At 48.6% G+C, this 16,496-nt stretch carries 24 protein-coding genes; 21 read left to right on the forward strand and 3 right to left on the reverse strand.

The features are described 5' to 3' along the window. The first annotated feature begins 138 nt into the window (after positions 1–138). The 19 genes from FVF72_RS05305 (at position 139) to FVF72_RS05395 (ending at position 11,415) form a co-directional block, all read left to right on the forward strand. Entirely contained in the window at positions 139–870 is a 732-nt protein-coding gene (locus FVF72_RS05305) for a succinylglutamate desuccinylase/aspartoacylase family protein (RefSeq protein ID WP_013296430.1), read from the forward strand. A 43-nt stretch (positions 871–913) separates the two neighbouring features. Continuing rightward, positions 914–1,579: a metal-dependent hydrolase gene (locus FVF72_RS05310; RefSeq protein WP_013296429.1), complete on the forward strand. Its 666-nt coding sequence runs from the start codon at positions 914–916 to the stop codon at positions 1,577–1,579. Positions 1,580–1,682: 103 nt separating this feature from the next. After that, a complete protein-coding gene (locus FVF72_RS05315) occupies positions 1,683–1,994 on the forward strand; it encodes a monovalent cation/H+ antiporter subunit E (RefSeq protein WP_013296428.1) in 312 nt (103 codons plus the stop codon). Positions 1,995–2,004: 10 nt separating this feature from the next. Beyond that, the gene (locus tag FVF72_RS05320) at positions 2,005–2,262 is read left to right on the forward strand and encodes a monovalent cation/H+ antiporter complex subunit F (protein ID WP_013296427.1); all 258 of its coding nucleotides are present in this window, start codon (positions 2,005–2,007) and stop codon (positions 2,260–2,262) included. A 14-nt stretch (positions 2,263–2,276) separates the two neighbouring features. Next, entirely contained in the window at positions 2,277–2,531 is a 255-nt protein-coding gene (locus FVF72_RS05325; protein ID WP_048901309.1) for a DUF2109 family protein, read from the forward strand. Further along, positions 2,532–2,768 carry a DUF4040 domain-containing protein gene (locus tag FVF72_RS05330; RefSeq protein ID WP_013296425.1) on the forward strand — a complete coding sequence of 79 codons (237 nt, stop codon included), beginning with the start codon at positions 2,532–2,534 and terminating at the stop codon, positions 2,766–2,768. It begins immediately after the preceding gene. Further along, positions 2,768–3,127, forward strand: a complete 360-nt coding sequence (locus FVF72_RS05335) for a cation:proton antiporter subunit C (protein WP_171770416.1) — start codon at positions 2,768–2,770, stop codon at positions 3,125–3,127. The genes FVF72_RS05330 and FVF72_RS05335 overlap by 1 nt, the downstream gene beginning before the upstream one ends. Positions 3,128–3,156: 29 nt before the next feature. Beyond that, positions 3,157–4,653 (forward strand): energy conserving hydrogenase EhbF, encoded by a 1,497-nt coding sequence (ehbF, locus tag FVF72_RS05340; RefSeq protein ID WP_013296423.1) that lies wholly within the window; start codon positions 3,157–3,159, stop codon positions 4,651–4,653. Between the two features lie 11 nt (positions 4,654–4,664). Then, entirely contained in the window at positions 4,665–5,000 is a 336-nt protein-coding gene (locus FVF72_RS05345) for a hypothetical protein (RefSeq protein ID WP_013296422.1), read from the forward strand. Further along, positions 4,993–5,289, forward strand: coding sequence for an energy-converting hydrogenase B, subunit H (locus FVF72_RS05350; RefSeq protein WP_013296421.1), 297 nt, complete (start codon positions 4,993–4,995; stop codon positions 5,287–5,289). The genes FVF72_RS05345 and FVF72_RS05350 overlap by 8 nt, the downstream gene beginning before the upstream one ends. Beyond that, on the forward strand, positions 5,286–5,747 hold the full coding sequence (locus FVF72_RS05355) for an MnhB domain-containing protein (protein WP_013296420.1): 462 nt from the start codon (positions 5,286–5,288) through the stop codon (positions 5,745–5,747). Before FVF72_RS05350 ends, FVF72_RS05355 begins: the two co-directional genes overlap by 4 nt. A 13-nt stretch (positions 5,748–5,760) precedes the next feature. Beyond that, positions 5,761–5,988, forward strand: coding sequence for a hypothetical protein (locus tag FVF72_RS05360; protein ID WP_013296419.1), 228 nt, complete (start codon positions 5,761–5,763; stop codon positions 5,986–5,988). A 21-nt stretch (positions 5,989–6,009) separates the two neighbouring features. Continuing rightward, entirely contained in the window at positions 6,010–7,353 is a 1,344-nt protein-coding gene (locus FVF72_RS05365) for a 4Fe-4S binding protein (protein WP_147671390.1), read from the forward strand. 15 nt (positions 7,354–7,368) lie between these two features. Further along, positions 7,369–7,878: a 4Fe-4S dicluster domain-containing protein gene (locus FVF72_RS05370; protein ID WP_013296417.1), complete on the forward strand. Its 510-nt coding sequence runs from the start codon at positions 7,369–7,371 to the stop codon at positions 7,876–7,878. Between the two features lie 10 nt (positions 7,879–7,888). After that, positions 7,889–8,335 (forward strand): NADH-quinone oxidoreductase subunit B family protein, encoded by a 447-nt coding sequence (locus FVF72_RS05375; protein ID WP_013296416.1) that lies wholly within the window; start codon positions 7,889–7,891, stop codon positions 8,333–8,335. Positions 8,336–8,353: 18 nt separating this feature from the next. After that, positions 8,354–9,484 carry a nickel-dependent hydrogenase large subunit gene (locus tag FVF72_RS05380; protein WP_147671391.1) on the forward strand — a complete coding sequence of 377 codons (1,131 nt, stop codon included), beginning with the start codon at positions 8,354–8,356 and terminating at the stop codon, positions 9,482–9,484. 5 nt (positions 9,485–9,489) lie between these two features. After that, positions 9,490–10,479, forward strand: a complete 990-nt coding sequence (locus tag FVF72_RS05385) for a respiratory chain complex I subunit 1 family protein (protein ID WP_147671392.1) — start codon at positions 9,490–9,492, stop codon at positions 10,477–10,479. 10 nt (positions 10,480–10,489) lie between these two features. After that, complete coding sequence (locus tag FVF72_RS05390; protein ID WP_013296413.1) at positions 10,490–10,741, forward strand: energy-converting hydrogenase B subunit P; 252 nt, start codon at positions 10,490–10,492, stop codon at positions 10,739–10,741. A 17-nt stretch (positions 10,742–10,758) separates the two neighbouring features. Further along, complete coding sequence (locus tag FVF72_RS05395) at positions 10,759–11,415, forward strand: DUF5612 domain-containing protein (RefSeq protein ID WP_013296412.1); 657 nt, start codon at positions 10,759–10,761, stop codon at positions 11,413–11,415. Between the two features lie 32 nt (positions 11,416–11,447). Here the strand turns inward: FVF72_RS05395 and FVF72_RS05400 are convergent, their stop codons facing one another. From FVF72_RS05400 to FVF72_RS05410, 3 genes are all read right to left on the reverse strand, one after another. Continuing rightward, the gene (locus FVF72_RS05400; RefSeq protein ID WP_013296411.1) at positions 11,448–11,717 is read right to left on the reverse strand and encodes a hypothetical protein; all 270 of its coding nucleotides are present in this window, start codon (positions 11,715–11,717) and stop codon (positions 11,448–11,450) included. A 151-nt stretch (positions 11,718–11,868) separates the two neighbouring features. Continuing rightward, positions 11,869–12,639 carry a Dna2/Cas4 domain-containing protein gene (locus FVF72_RS05405; protein WP_147671393.1) on the reverse strand — a complete coding sequence of 257 codons (771 nt, stop codon included), beginning with the start codon at positions 12,637–12,639 and terminating at the stop codon, positions 11,869–11,871. A gap of 139 nt (positions 12,640–12,778) precedes the next feature. Further along, a complete protein-coding gene (locus FVF72_RS05410; protein WP_147671394.1) occupies positions 12,779–14,050 on the reverse strand; it encodes a homoserine dehydrogenase in 1,272 nt (423 codons plus the stop codon). A gap of 279 nt (positions 14,051–14,329) precedes the next feature. Between FVF72_RS05410 and FVF72_RS05415 the strand changes: the two genes are divergently transcribed. Continuing rightward, complete coding sequence (locus FVF72_RS05415) at positions 14,330–14,851, forward strand: nitrous oxide reductase family maturation protein NosD (protein ID WP_013296408.1); 522 nt, start codon at positions 14,330–14,332, stop codon at positions 14,849–14,851. Next, the gene (locus FVF72_RS05420; RefSeq protein WP_370511840.1) at positions 14,848–16,458 is read left to right on the forward strand and encodes an Ig-like domain-containing protein; all 1,611 of its coding nucleotides are present in this window, start codon (positions 14,848–14,850) and stop codon (positions 16,456–16,458) included. The genes FVF72_RS05415 and FVF72_RS05420 overlap by 4 nt, the downstream gene beginning before the upstream one ends. Positions 16,459–16,496: the final 38 nt, after the last annotated feature.

The raw sequence follows: 16,496 nt of genomic DNA on the forward strand, positions 1-16,496 counted from the left end.
TTAAGTCTGTCCCCGGTGTAGCCGGAGACCCATATGGATGGGGTCAAGGTGCTATCATCGCTTCCGGTTAACTGAGAGATCTGCAATGGGGATCCCTGATACTCTATTAGGTTTATGGTTCTGTGCGTGGTGACCATGATGTTTGTGAGGGAGGACTCGATCAAAATTTCAACTGTACATGAGGGCTCGGGGGGTGATGTTACTCTCAATGATGCTCTACGGCCACATTTAAGCTCAGAACTTTCCCTTGAACTGGCAGAGTACTCCCGGAAGGGTACAGTGATGCTCACCTTTGGAGGGGGGAGGCCAGTGGTGATGATAGTGGCTGGGGTCCATGGCAATGAGATACCCCCACAGGTAGCGGCTGTAAGGCTTTCAGAACAGCTTTTATCCATGGATATCAGGGGGACAGTTCATGTGATACCATTTGCTGCCCCATGGGCAACGATGAAGAACAGCAGATGGTTCACGGGCCATGATCTGAACCGCTCGGCCAGTATCAGGGGGTCTGTAACAAATTCCATATTCAGGAGGGCATGTGAGATGGGGGTGGATGCCCTTGCAGATTTCCACTCCACGGCACCTGGAAGCAAACCCGGCGTTGAGGGGGTTTTCTGTTCAGAGGAACCTGAACATGAAAGCATGGAGATAGCCCGTTACATAACTTCAAGGACCTCATCAAAACTTCTATGCTATGAGAAGGCGTCTTCCCATTACAGGGGGGCCCTTGAGGATGAATGCAATCTTGCCGGCATCCCCTCTGTAACCTGTGAGGTTTTATCTGAGAATGGAGTTGTCAGGGAGGGCAGTGACGGGAGGTCGCTCCTGCAGATGAGGCTTTTCCTGAAGTACATGGGTATTCTATCATGATGAGGTGTTTGGATGTGTTCCTTCAGTAGAGCGGGGTGGGTCAGTGTCCTCATATAAGAAACATGCCGCCTTTTCAATCATAATGGCGTCCCCAATTTTCCAGGCGGTTTTCCCGGTTGCACTGGCACTTCTGGGGTCCATGATTCCGGATATGGACCATGAGGTTAAATCAGAGAATGTGTCAACGGTGTTTCTTTTTGGACTTGTGATATTCCTTGTATTTTATATCCTGGGTCTTCCCTACCTTGCGGGGATTGCCCTCATGGATCTTGCCCTCATATTCTACCTTTCAAGGCACAGGGGATTCACACATTCAATTCTGGGGGCCCTCATAATCTCTGCCTGTCTGACGGTGTTTGTTCTATCGGTGTTCTTCCTTCTGAGGTCACTGGGCCTTGATGGGAAGGCATCAATCATGGTCATACTCACGGTTCTGGGGTTCATGTTCCTTAACAGGGTGATGATCTTACCATTCGTACTTCTGACTCTTCTTGGGGTTTTCCTCACGGATTTTCCCACAATGAATCTCTACACAATAATGGGACCCCTCCTTATTGGCTTCATCAGCCATGATGTCCTTGATTCTTTCACACCATCAGGGGTCAGGTTCATGAGGCCCTTCTCAGGGAGAACCTTCAGAAAGGGCTTTGGGATCCTTATGCTGATTTTCTGGGCCCTTGTGGTACTCTACGTGCTCCTGTTGCTGTAATCAACGACTATCACATTTTTATTACGATTTATATAGAAAACTTTATATTATCATAAATAATCATGTTAATTAGAACTGGTACTAAATAGAAGGGAGCTATAAAATGTTTATCACAAGGATTCTGTACGGTATCGCCTACTTCCTGGTCCTGATATATGAGATACTTAAGGCAACAGCTGACGTGGCAGTAAAAACACTGAATGGAAACATTGAGCCTGTAATAGTGGAAATAGAGACTGAACTCACAAGACCGGTGTCCCAGACGATACTTGCAAACAGCATAACCCTCACACCAGGAACACTTTCGGTTGACCTTGATTCTGAGAACAGAATCCTGAAGGTCGCTGCAATATATCCCCGCAGCAGGGAGGACATAATACCATTCGAGCCCTACATAAGGGGGATGCTTGAATAGGGGGTTTTTCATGGATCTGCTGATGATATCAGAATATATTCTCCTGGCTTCACTGGCAGTATTCTCCATTGCAGCGGTGAGGATCGCAACAAGAAAGAGCATAGGGATGGGCCTTGTTGGTATATCAGCGTTCAGTCTGGCCACCGCAACGATACTCATACTCATAAACAGGATCTATGGGGTTGGCTTCTGCCGTGATATAGCCTATGCCCTTGTTCTTCTGGGGCCAGTTGGTACCATAGCATTTGCGAGGGTTCTGAGGGGTTGATAGAAGTGTACATCATGATTTTAAGGTCCGCTATCCTGATCATTTCATCCATACTCGTGATACTGGCAGCCATAGGTATACTCAGATTCAGGGACGATATAGAGAGGGTCCTGTATGCAAGGATCCACGTCCTGGGTATTGCCGATGTTGCATGCATACTGGCACTCCTTGCCCTTGGAGAACCACTCCTGGCCGCAACATACTTCATACTGGCACCATTCGTCTCACATGCAATAGCAAACGCCCACTATTATGGGGAGGGGGATTAGATGATCGAATACGTGATAATGATCATAGCAATACTTGGAGCGGTGCTTGCACTGGTCCAGAGGGACCTCCTGAAGGCAGCAATACTCACAGGGGTCCCCGGGGCTGCGATAGCCGCCCTTTACCAGCTGCTACTGGCACCTGATGTGGCACTGACACAGGCGATAGTTGGATCCGCAATTATACCTGTCTTCTTTGCACTTGCTGCTTACAGGACAATGAGAATGGAGGAAGAATGATGATCTCTTTACAGCTGGCATCCCTACTGACAGCAGGAAGTCTCATGGTCATAGGTGCTGTGGCCGTGATATTCATAGACAACCTCATAAAGAAGGTTATAGCCCTTTCATTCATAGCCGACGGCGTTAACCTCTTCCTTGTGACACTGGGCTACAGGCCCGGGGGCATAGTCTACATTTACCTTCCAGGAATGTCAGGGACATGGTTTGCACAGAACGCATCCTACCCGCTGCCCTTTGCACTTGTACTCACAAGCATAGTTATAGGGGCCAGCACCCTTGCTGTGATGCTCGGCATAATAATAATCCTTTACCATAAACACGGCACCATAAGCGCGTCCAAGGTGCTGGAAGAGTGAAAAATCAGGAGTTTAACAGGTGAGAAATTATGAATCCACTTATACCGGTCATGGTGGTTTTACCGATTCTGTGTGCACTTCTACTTAACCTCCTTCATGGAAGGGACAGAACCGTGAAGGCACTGGCTGTTGCAGTGGCAATCTTGCTTCCAATCATACCCCTCCTTGCAGGGTACGGTGCACATTACTTTGGGGGCTACGCCCCCTTATCAGAGAATCCTGCCATTGCATCAGGGCTGCCCGACTCCGTAAAGTCATCGTACCTCTACTCGTTTCACCCGGGGATAACATACCTCTTTGGAAGTGCCCAGAGGATATTCCTGCTCATACTATCAATCGTGGCGTTCCTGGCAGTTTTAACATCCCTCAATGAGGTCAGGAAACCTTCAGGCGTCTACGCATTCCTCATGTTTATGGGAACGGCAGCTGTTACAGCCATAGTCCTCACAGATGACATATTCAACCTCTATGTCTTCTTTGAGATAGCGGCACTTGCACAGGTTGGTGTGATACTCTGCTCGGGGGTGGAGCGCAGCTATGAAACCGCACTCAAATACATGATGATAGGTGGAGTGGCAGCCCCCATGCTCCTCCTGGGGGTGGCCATACTCCTTGCGCTGACAGGCAACGTTAACATATCAGATATAGTATTTTCAATGAGAAGCGGCCTTGTTAACCCTGGCAGCCCCCTATTCCTGCTTGCATCATCACTCATACTCTTCGGGTGGCTCTACGGAACGGGGCTCCCACCATTCCACACCATCAAATCAGCGGTCTACAGCAAGGCCCTGCCCCATGGTGCTGCACTTCTTCAGGCCTTCTCTGTCTTCACCTTCACAGCCCTTGCACTGGTCATACTGAGAATGTTCTACCATATGCCTCTTGTGAGGTGGGCCATGGTGTTCTTCTCACTGGCAGGGATGGTTCTTGGTATAAGCATGGCACTCATGCAGACGGATCTAAGGAGGATGATAGGTTTCCTTGCGGTGGGTGAACTCGGGTACATTGGAATAGGCCTTGGCCTTGGAACCGCAGCCAGCATATCGGCCGGTCTCTTTCAGGCTGTCAACGAGGCCCTCATAACAGCATGCATATTCCTGGGCTTCGGGACAATCTTCTACATGACTGGAAGATCCGACCCTGAAAGGATAGGAGGTCTCATAGCATATAAACCAGGCCTTGCAGGTCTCGTGATGCTTTCAGGATTCATAATGGCGGGTGTACCACCATTCAATGTATTCCAGAGCAAACTGATGCTCATACAGGCATCCATCCAGGCAGGATTCCCTGAGCTGGGTGTTGTGATGATACTCCTCAGCATAGTCACCTTCATGACCTTCCTCAGGGCATTCTATTCGGTTTACCTCAGACCCGAACCTGAGGGAATGGAACTGGAATCAGAATCGGTCCCCAGGTCAACGGTATTCTCACTTGTGGTGCTGATTCTCATATGCACGGCACTGGGACTGGCGCCCTGGATTGCAACATCCCAGTTCACATCACTGATACAGGGTCTTATAATATGAGAGGGGATGAGATGAGCTTCTATGATACGGTAATAGACAGGATAAGGGAATTAACAGAAAAAGATGGTGAGAAGGGAGTAAGCAACATTTCGGCCTCAGCAGCACTCACAGCAGAGATAACCGTAACTGCAGCTGTCCTGATAGCTGCGGTGATGCTGAGGAAGATAAATTTCATCCTCATGGTGTTCACGGTTCTCCTGCTGGCAGTATTCCTCCTGACCTCGTTCCCGCTCTCTGTGAGACTCAGAAGGGAACAGGGGGACGAGTTCAGCAGGATGATATTCTATGCGCTCATGACTCTTGGAATACTGGTTTCAATATTCTACTGGGGTGGTTCAGGTGTCTGAATCCATCAGGGGGCTCATGGCAACGGTGGCCCTTGGCCTCTTCGGGGTAACACTCTTTGATGCCATCATTGACCTTAGCAAGGTGATAAACCCTGGAATAAGCATTATCTACAATTACCTCGGAACAAAGATAGCCCCCAACATGGTGACGGTTGTCGTGTTTGACTGGAGGGCCTACGATACACTTGGAGAGGCCCTTATACTTGTCACGGCTGTACTTGTAACCCTTCTAGTATTTGGAAGGGGTAAGGTCCAGATAGGGAGAGATGATGGAGGGAAAGAGAGATGAGTACAATACTTAAGATATTCGCATTCCCTGCAGCAATATTCATAATGTGCCTGGGGATCCTGACAGTGCTCGGGGGCCACATAACCCCTGGAGGAGGATTTCAGGGGGGCGCTATGGTTGCAGCCGGGTTCATATTCTGTGCAGTCGTATACGGAATCGAAAAGAGCCCCTTCCAGTTTTCACATGAATTCATGTCTGCAATGGAAAGCATAGGGGCACTTGGATACGTTGCACTGGGACTCTGCGGCCTGTTATTCTCAGGTTTCTTCCTTTACAACCTGGGAGTTGACCTTTATGGCATATCACAGAGTGTCAGCGGCTTCTTCAACTACCCTGACCCGACGCATGCAGGTATAATACCCTACCTCAACATAGTTGTGGGCCTCAAGGTCCTCGTGGGGCTCAGTGCAATCGTAATAACCTTCATGGAGTTCAGGGGTGAAGAGGTCACAGAATAGTGGGGAATCAGGAATGTTTACAGGTCCAATAATCTTCGGGTTTCTACTTGGATTCATACTTGGAAGCAGAATAAGGGATGATGAGTTTCCTGCATCCACCTACATTGTGCTGCTCCTGGTACTCATCCTGGTGGCATGGAACATCGGCCCATTCCCGTACTACACCGATATCCCCATTGCCACAGGGTTTGCAGCGGCAGCAGCAGGTATAGTGGTGGGTAAACTCTTACTTGGGCGCTGATAATATCATGGGGTTAGTATCATGTTCATATCAACAGGAAAATGTGAGGGACTTGGAGAATGCATCAGGGCATGCCCGACTGAAGCAATAAGGATGATTGATGGGAGGGCCTTCAGCTGCATAACCTGCGGTGCATGCATGGAGGCCTGTCCAAACAAGGCAATACGCAGGAACAGATACGGGGGATACGTGGTTGACAGGGCAAAGTGCAACGCCTGCGGTGTCTGTGAGATGACGTGCCCCGTAAACAGCATAAGGATAGAGGACGGTGTCGTTAAGGGCATATGTGCAAGGTGTGGTCTATGTGTGGATAAATGCCCACTTGGGGCAAGGGTGGATGCATTTGACCTCATAGAGGACAGACAGCTCCGCTTCCTGGAATCACTCAACCTGGCGGTGAAACCACCTGTGAGGAGAACACCACAGAGCCATGAGGCCACAAGGATAAATGTGATCACCGACCCTGAGAAATGCACCCTCTGCAGGAGATGCCAGTACTACTGTCCAACAGGGGCGATAATCGTTGATACAGATGAGGGAGTATGCACAGAGTGTCGTGTCTGCGAGGATGTCTGTCCTGTGGGGGCAATAGAGGACCTTGAGATAGACCCTGAGAAGTGCACACTCTGCCTCAAATGCCTGAGGGAATGCCCGAGCAGAGCAATATACGTGGATGACTTTGAGGTGAAGATAAGGAGGCCAGAAACAGAGCTTGAGGGCAGCATAGTATCCTGCCTCAACTGCGGGCTCTGCGCCGGAGCCTGTGAAAGGGGCGCCCTCAAAATGGTTGATGGCAAGCTGAGATACGACCCATCCCTCTGCAGGGACTGCGATGAAACCCCCTGCATAGACGCATGTCCCGCTGGAACCCTGAGGATGGTTGACGGGGAACTGAGGGGCTACTGCGTATCCTGTGGCCGCTGCGTCAGGGCGTGTGATGTGAGCAGGGCCCGTGACTTCAAGACGGTGAGATGGGACGGCTCGGTTTCAGAGGACTGCATATCCTGTGGTGTGTGCTCAGAGATATGTCCTGTTGATGCCATAACCCTTAAGAGGGGCTCCATAGAGGTGGACACCGATAAATGCATACTCTGTGAGAAATGTGGAATCCACTGCCCCGCAGATGCCATACCAAAAACTACCATGAAGAAGAGAAGGATAACAGGAGGTTTCACACTCATAGACCCCCGCCTGTGCATTGGATGCGGCCTCTGCCTGGATATATGCCCCGAGGATGCAATATCAAGGGATGAAAGCGGTCTCATGATGGTGGATGAGGATAAATGCATACACTGCGGCGCATGTTCAAACATATGCCCTGCAAGGGCGGTTCTCTTTGAGAGAGAGTTCGGTTTATCAGATTAATGGATGGTGGCTCAGGTGAAGAACATATTAAGGATAATGCTGGAGGGTTCCTACACAAACCTCAAGAGGATACTCTTTGCAGCAGACAGGGTAACGGACATGGAACTGAGAAAAAGGATCCTTGAGGGCACAGTGGAACCAGAACCAAAGGTTGCGGAGGTATCATGTATAGGATGTGCTGGATGCTCAAATGCATGCCCAACAGGGGCCATCGAGATGAAGGACCTGGATGAACCAGTTGAGATCATAGAGGGCCTCATAAAGAAACAGATACCGGTCCTCAATAGTGAAAAGTGTGTTCACTGCTATTACTGCCATGACTTCTGCCCCCTCTACGCACTATTCGGGGAACCAGGGACCATCCACCCCAATGATGTGGGAGAGGTGGAATTTGACGCCGGATCCATACTTCAGAAACCCGTTAAGATAAGTGAGGACAAACTGAAGTTCATATCACAGTTTCTGGCGGATAAAAGCGTTATAAAGAGGACCGATACCCTTGCAGAGGCTGCAAGGAAGATGTAGGTGATGGATTATGGGTCTTAAATCATTTTCAAGGGCAAGAGCTGTACATGCAATGCTCGTATACACCGGGGGATGCAACGGCTGCGACATAGAGATAGTGAACGCAGTTCTCTCACCAAAATATGACGCCGAACAGTACAAGATCTTCCTGACATGGAACCCCAGGGAGGCCGATGTACTCATAGTAACCGGTCCGGTCACAAAACAGAACGAGGGGCCACTTAAGGAGATATACAATGCAATACCAGAACCCAAGGCGGTTATAGCTGCAGGGGCCTGCGCTCTGATGGGCGGGGTCTACAAGAATATACATGGGGACATCCCCTCAGAGGAAATCTGCGGCCCAGTGGATAAGGTCATACCTGTGGATGCAAAGGTCCCTGGATGCGCGGTAAGACCTGAAGATGTCCTTGCAGGGGCAGTCGCAGCACTGCCAAAACTTCTGGAGGCAGATTGATAATTCAGGGTGCTTACAATGGATGGGAAAAGGGAGATAATTGAGACAGAAATAACAATGGGTACCGTGCACTCGGCAGCCATAGAACCCTACCGTGTGAGGCTGTTCGTTGAGGATGAAATAGTCAGAGACGCCGAGATAACCGTCGGGGTCAACCACAGGGGTATTGAAAGGATAATGGAGGGCCTCCCCGTGGAGAAGGCCAACAGCCTGACAGAGAAGGTATGCGGAATCTGTTCAGGTGTCCACCTCTGGAATTCAGTCCTGGTGGCTGAAAAGGGCCTTGGCGTGGAGATACCCGAAAGGGCATCCTACATAAGGATAATAGTTGGGGAACTTGAAAGGCTCCACAGCCACCTCCTCTACCTGGCCCATGGAAATGAGGTCCTTGGCCATGAAACATTCTCCATGAGGCTATTCTACATAAGGGAGACAGTCATGGAGCTTCTGAGGCTCATAGGGGGTAACAGGGTACAGTACGGTGTACCCATCATTGGTGGTATAAGACCGAGGGCAGACCTTGATGAGATGAAGACCCAGAGGATAAGTGAGGGAATGGACTTCATAGAGGAGAAGGTTGAGGCCTTTGCAGAGAGGTTCACCTCCGATCCAATGGTGATGTCCCGTATAACAGGGGTCTGCCCCATAAGCAGGAAGGATGCCCTCAGATTACATGTAACAGGCCCAACACTCAGGGCAACTGGTGTTGAATTTGACTTAAGGACTGAAATGCCATGCTACGACCCATTTGAATTTGATGTCATAACCCAGGATGGTGGAGATGTCAGGGCAAACCTCCTCATGAGGGTCCTCGAGATATTTGAATCCATAAATATAATAAGACAGGCCCTGAGGGACCTCCCGGATGGAAGGGTTGTTGACAGGAACTGGGAGATGCAGGATACAGGGATAGTGAAGAGCTACGTTGAGGCCCCAAGGGGGAGACTCTACCACTCCTATGCAATAGAGGATGGAAGGGTGAGGGGTTCAATAATAAGGACACCCTCAATGTCAAACATTGGTGCCATGCAGTATGCCTGCATAGGCCACCACATCACCGATGCACAGCTCGGTATAGTGCAGTGCGACCCCTGCTTCACATGCACAGACAGGGCAATTGAAATAATAGACCTCAATGCTGAAAGGTGATCAAAGTGGACGCATCGTATTCAATCATATCTGTCACTGGAACAGTCCTACTCGGATTGATTGTAAGCCTCTGGCTGCCAGGTATTGAGAGGAAATTTGTCCATGCAAGGATACAGCAGCGCATAGGACCCCCTGTTTCAAGCCCGGGACTCATGGCTGCACTCAAGTTCTTTTACAAGAGGACCATTGAGCCATGCTCACCACTCCCACGCCTCTACAACTCACTCCCCATTGTAGGGTTCATATCAGCACTCCTCATACTTATCTTCCTCATACCCCCAATGTACACCTTTGGGGCCCTCGCAAGCCTCGTGGCGGTTGTAGGATTCCTCAAGATAGAGGAGGTGATCTACGTCTTCATGGGTTCACTCTCAAGGTCAGTAATGTCCCTCAGAATGCCATTCCCTGACCTTGCAAAGGGGGCCAAACACCCCAATGTCCAGAGGTACTTCCTTGAGGATCTAAGTGCAATGAGGGCTTTCAGGCTGATTGCATTCGGTTCATTCCCCATATACATCGCACTCTTCGTGCCTGCGGTTATGGCTGGAAGCATATCCATTAGGGACATCGTGGCATACCAGGCAGCCAATGGCCCGGTACTCTTCACCCTTGCAGGGGTTATAGGTACCGTGGCATTCTTCATCGGCTACATGATACTCCTCAACGAGTACCCCTTCGCCATACTCAAGACCAAGGCCGATGTTATAGAGGGGCCATACATGGAGTACGCTTCAAAGTACAGGGCATTCGTCTACATAACTAGGGGATTCCTCATGTTCACACTGGGGTGTCTGTTCTCTGTACTTTTCATCGGGGTACCCCCAAACATACTCAGCTGGGGCATACTCGTCAACCTGGCAGCTGCAGTAATATTCCCAATAATCATGGCGGTCTTCAGTGCATTTGCACCGGTATTCACTTTCAAGCAGTTCTACCCGGTAACAGCAGCAGCATCGGTGATAGGGGTCCTGGCACTGGTGGTGGCATTCGTATGAAGGTGATAGCATGAAGATGGTTATAAGACCGCATCACATGATAAGCCTCGGCGGATACATAGTGGAACTGGAGTTCCCCTACAGGAACCTCATAGTCGTGAATCCCACCGACGAGCACATCAAGATAGAGGTCCCTGTGTTTGATGAGGACTGGATAGAGGAACACAGGAAACTGGGCCTCAGAATAATACCTGTAAGGGATGAGGATAACTACCTGAGCCTCTGGAGGAGGGAGAAGGCCCTCCTGGAGGCTTCAGATTAAATTTTTTCGTGGTTTAAATGAGTTCAGCGGCTCTCAGTATAAAGACGGTTGAGAGGCCAGGGGTTCTCAGTGAGATAACCGGCATGATAGCCTCAAGGAACATAAACATCACCTACGCCCACCTCTATGTTGAAAGGGATGGCCATGGCTCCATATACATGGAACTTGAGGATGTGGAGGACATGGAGTCCCTCCTGGATGAAATCAGAGCCTCGAAAACCGTGGTTGATGTCAGGGTGCACAGGTCACTTGAGGAGATCTATGGTAAGAGGATAATCATAATAGGAGGCGGGGCCCAGGTGTCCCAGGTTGCCATGGGCGCCATCAGCGAGGCCGACAGGCACAACATAAGGGGCGAGCGCATAAGCATCGACACCATACCCCTCGTGGGCGAGGCTGAACTCGCGGAGGCTGTCAGCGCCGTTGGGAGGCTTCCAAGGGTGGCCGCACTGGTACTTGCCGGTTCACTCATGGGAGGGGAGATCACAAGGGCTGTTGAGAGGGTTAAAGGTGAACATGACATCATCGTCATAAGCCTCAACATGCCAGGGAGCGTCACAGATGTTGTGGATCTTGTGGTGACAGACCCCATACAGGCGGGGGTTATGAGTGTAATGGCGGTTGCAGACACAGCGGTTTTTAACATCGAAAAGGTAAGGGGTGAAAAATTCTAGCCACCAGAATAAGAGATAAAAAAATAAGGGCTTCAGCTCATCTCGATGGCCCTTATAAGTTTACTGGCCGCGTTTTTGAGTTCAGGGTCCTTTATATCACCACTTTCCCTTATTTTAAGGGCCAGTTCAAGGACCTTTGATACATCTGATGGCTTGAGGTTCTCTGCCATTTCAAGGTAGGTCTGGTCCTCTTCGGGTATTTCATCCTTCTTCTTGGCAGCGAGTTCCAGGAGAACACGGCAACTGCTCATCACATCCGGGCTGTCAATATCCTCACACTTTTTAAGAAGCTCCTCCTTCATATCATCACCTTGAATTATTATGTTTTAACGTTTATTTAATTCTAATCATTTTAGTGGCAGGATGTCGGGGTCTTTTTTACATGTTGATGATTATTGTACAGCGGATTGTGATCTCATGTGGGTTTATTGTGCAGGCGATGCTATAACGCCGTCACTTAAACGGACCCTCCCGTGAGCAGGTCTCTGCAAGACCGCAGCTGGCACATTTAGAGGGTTTTACCTGAACTTCAGGCACCTCACCGTCATCCTTTATCCTTCTTATGTCATCCAGAATATCGAAGAGGTACTCCCTTCTCCCATAATCTGCCAGGACGGGTCTTCTCTCACCGGGAAGTATGTATTCTATGAATGAAACCATGGTCTCTGTCTCAAATTCCCTCTCAACCAGGATCGCATGTGCTGTGAGTTCAAGGCTGTCGGCTGGCCAGACACCCCTGAAGGGAGGTTTGGAGGTCTTGATCTTCAGGGGGTAGTAGGAGCCATCAACCAGCTCCATGGTTACACGTCCATGGATCTCAAGGGAGGGATCGTTTATCGGGTAATCCCTGATCAATGGGGGAAACAGCACATGGGCCACCATGTCCCCTGAAAGCCCAAGGGTGCTCATAGCCCTGATTATCCTGTTTGCAATGGCTTCAACCTCAAAGAGCATGAGGTCCATTGTCTTATCCCTTTCAGTTTCATCAAGGCCCCTTATTATCCCCTCGAGGTCCTCCCTGAGGATGGATTCCAGTTCATCCATCCTGATATCCTCGTCAATCTTTCGGGCTCTGCTCTCAGCAGCTGCCCTGAAATCGAGGTAAGTATCCCTTAACCTTATTGCAAACCTGTTACCCGGCTCACTGATCCCCAGGAGTTCACGGAGATATACCTTCATGGGACAGAACATGAATTCAGATATCATGGAAACCGCAATGGACATAGGATTCACCACCATATTATTATTAATTTATTAATAAGTATTAAGTATGGTGGTGGAAACCCCATGGATGAAGGAACTCATGGCATGGGGTTTACGTGATATATAAGCCTGAAAAATAAAAAGAGGAGATTTAAAATAATTAGAGTATTTTAAGGCGGACAGGTTCACCTGTAACCCACTGGATTTCAGATATCTCCCTGATGGCGCTCTGAATGTCACCCTCTGCCGCCTCATGGGTTACTATGTATATGGGTACAGATTTGCCCTCAAGTGCACCCTTCTGTGTAACCGATTCAATGCTTATTTCATGCCTGCTGAAGGCCCCGGCTATCTCATGGAGAACCCCTGGCCTGTCAACCGCATCGAGCCTGATATAGTACCTTGATCTGGTTTCTCGGAACTCCCTTATGGATTCAACCATCCTGACACCGGGTCCTGGCTGGAGTGGACTTTCAGGGTTCAGGGCGATGTCCATACAGTCTGCAACAACTGCACTTGCAGTGGCCCTCCTCCCGGCCCCCTTACCATAGAACATCACAGGTCCGGTGAAGTCACCTGTGATGTATATGCCGTTGAACACGCCATTTACAGATGAAAGCAGGTGTTCATGGGGTACAAGGAAGGGCATGACACCCATTTCCAGCTCACCATCATCCAGAGAGGCCGTTGCAAGAAGTTTAACACTGCAACCAAGCTCATTATTTGCGTATTCAATGTCATCACGCCTTATTTTGCTTATACCCTCCACGTGGAGGTCCTCTTCGGGTACATAAACGCCAAAGCCAAGTAGAGCCAGTATTATCAGCTTCTGGGCGGTGTCATGACCCTCAATATCGAATGTGGGATCTCTCTCAGCATAACCGAGCCTCTGGGCCTCCCTGAGGACATCATCAAATTCCATGCCCTCAGAGGCCATCCTTGTGAGGATATAGTTGGCTGTGCCATTTATTATACCATAAATGGATTTTATCCTGTTGGCTGCAAGGGACTCGTTGAGGGCCCTCAGCACGGGTATGCCTCCACCCACACTGGCCTCGAATGCGATCCTCACTCCATTCTCCCTTGCAGTGGCCATTATCTCATCCCAGTGTCTGGCGAGAAGTGCCTTGTTGGCTGTTACAACGTGCTTACCATTTTCCAGTGCCCTCAGTATGAAGCTCCTGGCCGGTTCATAGCCCCCTATGAGCTCTATCACGATATCGATTTCAGGGTCATTGAGGATATCATCAGCGTCTGTTGAGAGTATCTCAGGGTCTATATCAACGCCACGGTCAGTTTCTATGTCAAGGTCCACCACCCTCTTGAGTTTCAGGTCCTTTCCAGTTTTTTCTCTTATGAGGTCATGGTTGGTGTTGAATATCTCCACAACCCCGGCCCCGATTGTTCCAAATCCTATGAGTCCAACATTCACATGAAAACCTCCAATTTAATGAACAGTATAACTTCATCTACTGGTGTTCCTCCACCATCCACCTTTGATGATTTATCGCATTTCAGTTTAATAATAGTTCAGCTTCCCAATAAAATCAGGACTTTTCATAGGTTTTTCTGTTCCTGATGAAAGGGCTAGATGTGGCACCATTCGAAAAACATGCTCATTTAACCAATATTTTAGGTTTATTTAATAAGGCGGAAAATTATATATTGTTTTTTGTTCAAAATATATCTGAATAAAGTTGGGGGGAGGTGTATGTATAGAAAGGTATTTATTTTGTTATTGGCTGCTTTTTTTGTGGCTGCCCTTTCCGGCACAGCCTCGGGGGCTGTTTACAATGAGAGGAAGGGAGAGGTTTATGACACAATTCAGGGGGCACTGGATGATTGCGGACCTGGCGATAGTATAAGGGTGGATGATGGAACCTACACCGAAAATATCCAGATAGACAAGGAAAATGTGTTTCTCACATCAATAAATAGGGGAGCTGTTGTTATAAATCCAGTTGATCCCAATCGGCCCGTAATCAGCGTAAAGGCAGCAGGTGTTGGTATACGTGGATTCAATATAACCGGTGGCAATGACTATGGAATAGTTGTGAATGCCAGCAACTGCACAGTATCAAGAAACTACATCACCACAGCTGGAGGTATTAAACTTAACGGTTCCTCCAACAGTACAATCATATACAACACTATAACCAGTGGCGGAGACGCAATAGATCTCATAAATTCTTCAGGTAACCTGATCTCACGAAACATTATAACTCTCAGATAGGAGTATACCTTCAGGATTCCTCATACAACACCATATCCCAGAATACATTTGAAGATAACACGTATTCAATTTCCATGAACGGGGCCGCCTTCAACAGCATAATTGATAATAACATGACCGACAATAATTTCGGAATCTACAATTACGGTGTTAACAACACCATAACAGCTAACAGGATAGCTAATTCGATCTGCTCCAATATTTATCTAACCGGTAGCGATAATAGCATCTACGGAAACTATCTCATAAACGGTTTGTATTCCTTCGTAGCAGGTAACCGCCTTAACAACACAGAGATAGGTAACTACTGGTCATATTACTCAGGGAATGACACCAATGGGGATGGACTGGGTGATGTACCAACAACCCATGGAGACCAGAGGCCCCTCATTGTTGACCTTGCGGTGATTGATGCCACAGTAACACCCACAAACATTCAGGTGATTCTAAGGAACAACGGCAGGGCCAACCTCACACGCATAGACCCCACAGGACAGTTCATGGTTAAGATAAACTGTGATGGCAATGAAACGGTGCACTACATAAACGCACTCAATTACGGCGAGACACAGACCATAACAAGGCCAGTGGGCCTTGGGCCAGGTATCCATGTTGTCAACATAACAATCCCCTACAATGGCACAACCCAGCTCCTGGAGGGCAAAAATATAAGGGATGCCTGTATAAGCAACAACAATCGCACAGTGAACAGGGAGCTGATACAAGCCACTATAACCTACGGTAACCTCGCTGTAACACCTTTGAAGGGAATTGAACCATTAAATGTTACTGTAACGGTTGAGATCACAAATATCGGTGATTTTTCAAAGGATGAGATTGTATTGCTGGTTGTGGATGGCGCTATAGTTGATCAGGAGACTGTTGAGGTTGCTGGACAGTCAACGGTTACGGTGACATTTAGTGTCCTTCTTCAGAATGGAACCCACAGTGTGACTGTAAATAACATGACACCGCTTAATGTTACAGTCTTCAAACCATTACGTGTCCTCTCAGTTGACCCGGCCAACGGCACCCTTTCAGTTTCACCAACCAAGAAGATTGTTATAACCTTCAGTGAGAATATCCTCAACGGTACTGCCTATGATAAAATAACTGTCAAAACATCCAGCGGTGTCTCCAAGAAGATTTACAAGACCATAACTGGTAACAGGCTCTACATTACCCCTGTTGGGGGATGGAGCGCCGGTGTCAGGTACATAATTACGGTGCCCAGGAACTCAGTTAAAACTGTCAATGGGGTTACCCTCACCTCGGATTTCAGTTCTTCCTTCACATCCGCAATTGCTGTGACCTACATTGACCCGAAATATGGTGCGACAAGGGTTTCAAGGACCAAGATTATTGTTATAACCTTCAGTAACAGTATAATTGCGGGGCCGGCCTACAGTAGGATAGCGGTTAGAACATCCACTGGAGGGATGAAGTCCATCAGTAAGAGAATAAGCGGTAACAGGCTCTACATAAAACCTGTTGGCAGCTGGCGTGCACGTACAAAATACATCGTCACTGTTCCAAGGACTGCAGTTAAGACCAGCACAGGTAACATGATGGCAGCGGACTTCAGATCAGTATTCACCACGGTTTAATGAACCCATTTTCTTTTTAATTTAAGGTATATCGGGTC

The organism is Methanothermobacter sp. KEPCO-1 (genome assembly GCF_008033705.1).
GTDB classification, from domain to species: domain Archaea; phylum Methanobacteriota; class Methanobacteria; order Methanobacteriales; family Methanothermobacteraceae; genus Methanothermobacter; species Methanothermobacter marburgensis.